This window comes from Magnetospirillum sp. UT-4, assembly GCF_902729435.1.
In the GTDB taxonomy this organism is placed as follows: domain Bacteria; phylum Pseudomonadota; class Alphaproteobacteria; order Rhodospirillales; family Magnetospirillaceae; genus Magnetospirillum.
Genome location: NZ_CACVCG010000102.1, coordinates 1 through 4,238 on the forward strand (window position 1 = coordinate 1; position 4,238 = coordinate 4,238).

5 protein-coding genes are annotated in these 4,238 nt (G+C 68.5%); 4 read left to right on the plus strand and 1 reads right to left on the minus strand.

Annotation, left to right across the window (positions count from 1 at the left end; all coding sequences use genetic code 11):
• Positions 1-34 precede the first annotated feature (34 nt).
• Positions 35-481, minus strand: coding sequence for a bacteriohemerythrin (locus MTBUT4_RS14260; RefSeq protein WP_173980363.1), 447 nt, complete (start codon positions 479-481; stop codon positions 35-37).
• A gap of 169 nt (positions 482-650) precedes the next feature.
• Between MTBUT4_RS14260 and fabD the strand changes: the two genes are divergently transcribed.
• The 4 genes from fabD (at position 651) to fabF (ending at position 4,097) form a co-directional block, all read left to right on the plus strand.
• A complete protein-coding gene (fabD, locus tag MTBUT4_RS14265) occupies positions 651-1,589 on the plus strand; it encodes an ACP S-malonyltransferase (RefSeq protein WP_173980364.1) in 939 nt (312 codons plus the stop codon).
• 22 nt (positions 1,590-1,611) lie between these two features.
• A complete protein-coding gene (gene fabG / locus MTBUT4_RS14270) occupies positions 1,612-2,349 on the plus strand; it encodes a 3-oxoacyl-[acyl-carrier-protein] reductase (protein ID WP_173980365.1) in 738 nt (245 codons plus the stop codon).
• Between the two features lie 187 nt (positions 2,350-2,536).
• Positions 2,537-2,770, plus strand: coding sequence for an acyl carrier protein (locus tag MTBUT4_RS14275; RefSeq protein WP_173980366.1), 234 nt, complete (start codon positions 2,537-2,539; stop codon positions 2,768-2,770).
• Between the two features lie 70 nt (positions 2,771-2,840).
• Positions 2,841-4,097 (plus strand): beta-ketoacyl-ACP synthase II, encoded by a 1,257-nt coding sequence (gene fabF, locus MTBUT4_RS14280; RefSeq protein WP_173980367.1) that lies wholly within the window; start codon positions 2,841-2,843, stop codon positions 4,095-4,097.
• Positions 4,098-4,238: the final 141 nt, after the last annotated feature.

The window sequence follows — 4,238 nt, forward strand, 5'->3', positions numbered from 1 at the left end:
GGGGGGCGAAGTAGGGCTGGGGCGCGGCCGGCGTTCAGGCCGGCACGGCAAGGCTGCCGTCGGGGCGCAGGACGCCCTCGCGGCGCAGGTGGCCCAGCATCTCGAAATCGGCGCGGATCAGTTCCAGCAGGGTCATGAAGGTGCCGATCTGCTCCATGTCGCCGGGCGCCACGGTGCCGTCGGCCACGGCGCGGCGCAGCGCCTGCACCCGGTGGACGAACTCGGCATGGCCCTTGGAATGCTGGACCCGGTGCGACCGTCCGGGCGGCAGGGTGAGAAACTGCAGCATGTGCTCCTCGGCCTGGATGTGGATGGTGAAGGCGGCGAGCCAGCGATCGATCTCGGCAATCACCTCGGCATTCGGCCGGGCTTCGTCCAGCGCCAGGCCGATGGCGTTGATGCCGGCGATCAGTGCACGATGATCCTGGTCCAGGTCGGCATGCCCGATCAGGAATTCGTCGGACCACACGATTACCGCCAAGTCGGTGCCCTCCCACAGCGTCTGACTTCCCCTTTAGATTAAAAAAAAATCATATGCAATCATACCAAGGGGTGGGGTGTCCTCCGCCCTGGGCGCATCGGGCGCTTGACATGGAAGGGGCTTGCCCCTTTCCTCTCGCGTGATTTTTTCTCAGGAATGGACCTTCGAGATGACGCGCGCATTCGTATTTCCGGGACAGGGATCGCAGGCGGTCGGCATGGGCCGCGAACTGGCCGACGCCTTCGCCGAGGCCCGGCACGTCTTCGAGGAGGTCGACGACGCGCTGGGGCAGAAGCTGTCGGTGCTGATGTTCGATGGTCCCGAGGACGAGCTGACCCTGACCGAGAACGCCCAGCCCGCCCTGATGGCGGTGTCGCTGGCGGTGGTGCGGGTGCTCGAGAAGCAGGGCGGACTCGATCTTGCCACCCAGGCGGCCTTCGTCGCCGGCCATTCCCTGGGCGAATATTCGGCCCTGGCCGCCGCCGGCACCTTCTCGCTGGCCGATGCGGCGCGGCTGCTGAAGCTGCGTGGCCGCAGCATGCAGAAGGCGGTGCCGGTGGGGCTGGGCGCCATGGCCGCGCTGCTGGGGGCCGAGTACGAGCAGGCGAAGGACATCGCCGCCGCGGCGGCCGAAGGCGAGGTGTGCGAGGCGGCCAACGACAATGCCCCCGGCCAGGTGGTGGTGTCGGGCCACCGCACCGCCGTCGAGCGCGCCATCAAGATCGCCGCCGAGAAGGGCATCAAGCGCGCCGTCATGCTGCCGGTCTCCGCCCCCTTCCACTGCGCCCTGATGCAGCCCGCCGCCGACGCCATGGCCGAAGCCCTGGCCGGGACCGCCATGGCCGCGCCGAAGGCGCCGCTGGTGGCCAACGTGATCGCCTCGCGGGTCACCGACCCGGCCGAGATCCGCGACCTGCTGGTGCGCCAGGTGACCGGCACCGTGCGCTGGCGCGAGGGCGTCCTCTATATGAAGGAGCAGGGCGTCACCGGCCTGGTCGAACTGGGCGCCGGCAAGGTGCTGTCGGGCCTGGCCAAGCGCATCGACAAGGAGCTGACCGGGAGTTCGGTGGGCACGCCCGCCGACATCGAGGCGTTCCTCAAGGGCTGACGACATCATCATGGGAGATATCATGTTCGACCTTTCCGGCAAGACCGCGCTGGTGACCGGCGCTTCGGGCGGCATCGGCGGGGCCATCGCCGCCGCCCTGCATGGGGCCGGCGCCACCGTCGCCCTGCACGGCACCCGGCGCGAGGCCCTCGACGCCCTGGCCGCCCAGCTGGGCGAGCGGGTGCACGTGCTGCCCGCCAACCTGTCCGACGGGGCGGCGGTGGAGCAGCTGGCCAAGGACGCCGAGGCGGCCATGGGGTCGCTCGACATCCTGGTCAACAACGCCGGCATCACCAAGGACGGCCTGGTCATGCGCATGAAGGACGAGGACTGGGAGGCGGTCCTGGCCGTCAACCTGACCGCCGCCTTCCGCCTGTGCCGCGCCGCGGTCAAGGGGATGATGAAGCGCCGCTCGGGCCGCATCATCAACATCACCTCCATCGTCGGAGTCACCGGCAATCCCGGCCAGGTCAATTACTGCGCCTCGAAGGCCGGCATGATCGGCATGACCAAGGCGCTGGCCCAGGAAGTGGCCAGCCGCGGCGTCACCGCCAATTGCGTCGCCCCCGGCTTCATCTCGACGCCCATGACCCACGATCTCACCGACGACCAGAAGGCGCGCCTGCTGCCGGCCATCCCCATGGGCCGCATGGGCGAGGTCGACGACATCGCCGCGGCGGTGCTCTACCTGGCCTCGGACCGCGCCGGCTACGTCACCGGCCAGACCCTGCACGTCAACGGCGGCATGGCCATGCCGTGACCGTCCGAAGCCCCTCCCCCACAAGGGGGGAGGGAGATCGTGAACGTCTTACCCAACAACTTGTGTTCGGGCGCTGGTCAAGGGGCGAAAAGTGTGCTAGGTACGGGCCACTTTCCGCCGGACGGGGGGGGCTTTCGCGCCGCCCAGCGCGGGATACCCACTGCACGAGACTTCCGAGGGAATTCAAATGAGCGACGTCGCCGAGCGGGTTAAGAAGATTGTCGTCGAGCACCTGGGCGTTGAAGAGTCCAAGGTGACCGAGAACGCCAGCTTCATCGACGACCTGGGCGCTGACAGCCTCGACACCGTCGAGCTGGTTATGGCCTTCGAAGAAGAGTTCGGGTGCGAAATCCCCGATGATGCCGCCGAGAAGATCCTGACCGTCAAGGACGCGATCGATTTCATCTCGAAGGCCCAGTAATTTCATTCCGAGGGCGTCGTTCCCGACGGGGGCGGCGCCCTTACTCTAAGTATCGGACGGACCATTCCGCATGAGACGAGTCGTCGTAACCGGCCTTGGCATCGTCAGCCCGCTGGGCGTGGGCGCCGAACTCAACTGGAAGCGCCTCATCGCCGGCGAATCCGGCATCCGCGCCATCGAGCATTTCGAGGTGTCGGACCTGGCCGCCAAGATCGGCGGCGTGGTGCCGCGCGGCACCGGCGACGGTGAGTTCGACCCCGACAAGGTGGCCTCGGCCAAGGAACGCCGCCGCATGGACGATTTCATCGTCTACGGCATGGGCGCCGCCATGGAGGCGGTCGAGGATTCCGGCTGGACGCCGCCGGACGAGGAGGCCCGCTGCCGCACCGGCGTGATGATCGGTTCCGGCATCGGCGGGTTGCCCGGCATCGCCGACGGCGCATTGCTGCTCAGGGAGCAGGGACCGCGCCGCGTCAGCCCGTTCTTCATTCCCGCCGCGCTGATCAACCTGATCTCCGGCCATGTTTCGATCAAGTACGGCTTCAAGGGTCCCAACCACTCGGTGGTGACGGCCTGCGCCACCGGCGCTCACGCCATCGGCGACGCCGCCCGCCTGATCATGTTCGACGATGCCGACGTGATGGTCGCCGGCGGGGCCGAGGCCGCCCTGTGCCGCCTGGGCATCGCCGGCTTCGCCGCCGCCAAGGCGCTGTGCACCAGCTACAACGACCGCCCGACCGAAGGCTCGCGCCCGTGGGACAAGGATCGCGACGGCTTCGTCATGGGCGAGGGGGCCGGCGTCGTGGTGCTCGAGGAACTCGAACACGCCAAGAAGCGCGGCGCCAAGATCTACGGCGAAGTGGTGGGCTACGGCCTGTCGGGCGACGCCTATCACATCACCGCCCCGGCCGAGGACGGCGACGGCGCCGCCCGCGCCATGGTCGCCGCCATGAAGCGGGCCGGCCTCAACACCGACCAAATCGACTACGTCAACGCCCACGGTACCGCCACCATGGGCGACACCATCGAGCTGGGGGCGGTCAAGCGGGTGTTCGGCCAGGATGCCTACAAGCTGTCCATGAGCTCGACCAAGTCGGCCATCGGCCACCTGCTGGGCGCCGCCGGCGCGGCCGAGGCGATCTACTCGCTGCTGGCGCTGCGCGACCAGGTGGCGCCGCCGACGCTGAACCTGCACAACCCGGACGAGGGCTGCGACCTCGACCTGGTGCCGCTGGTCGCCAAGCCGCGTCAGATCCGCTACGCCATGTCGAACTCGTTCGGCTTCGGCGGCACCAACGCGTCGCTGATCTTCGCCAAGGCGCCGTAGGTCCTTTCCGTCGTCCCGGGCCTGATCCGGGGCGACGCGGCGGCTCGTCATCGGCCTTTCATTCGGGCCTCACCCTGAGGAGGCCGATCGAGCGGCCGTCTCGAAGGGTGCGGCCCGTCGCACGTCCTTGGCCCGCCTCGT

Coding starts and splice junctions, on each gene's coding strand:
- fabG (WP_173980365.1), top strand. CDS start 1,612: ATGTTCGACCTTTCCGGCAAGACCGCGCTGGTGACCGGCGCTTCGGGC.
- fabD (WP_173980364.1), top strand. CDS start 651: ATGACGCGCGCATTCGTATTTCCGGGACAGGGATCGCAGGCGGTCGGC.
- fabF (WP_173980367.1), top strand. CDS start 2,841: ATGAGACGAGTCGTCGTAACCGGCCTTGGCATCGTCAGCCCGCTGGGC.
- MTBUT4_RS14275 (WP_173980366.1), top strand. CDS start 2,537: ATGAGCGACGTCGCCGAGCGGGTTAAGAAGATTGTCGTCGAGCACCTG.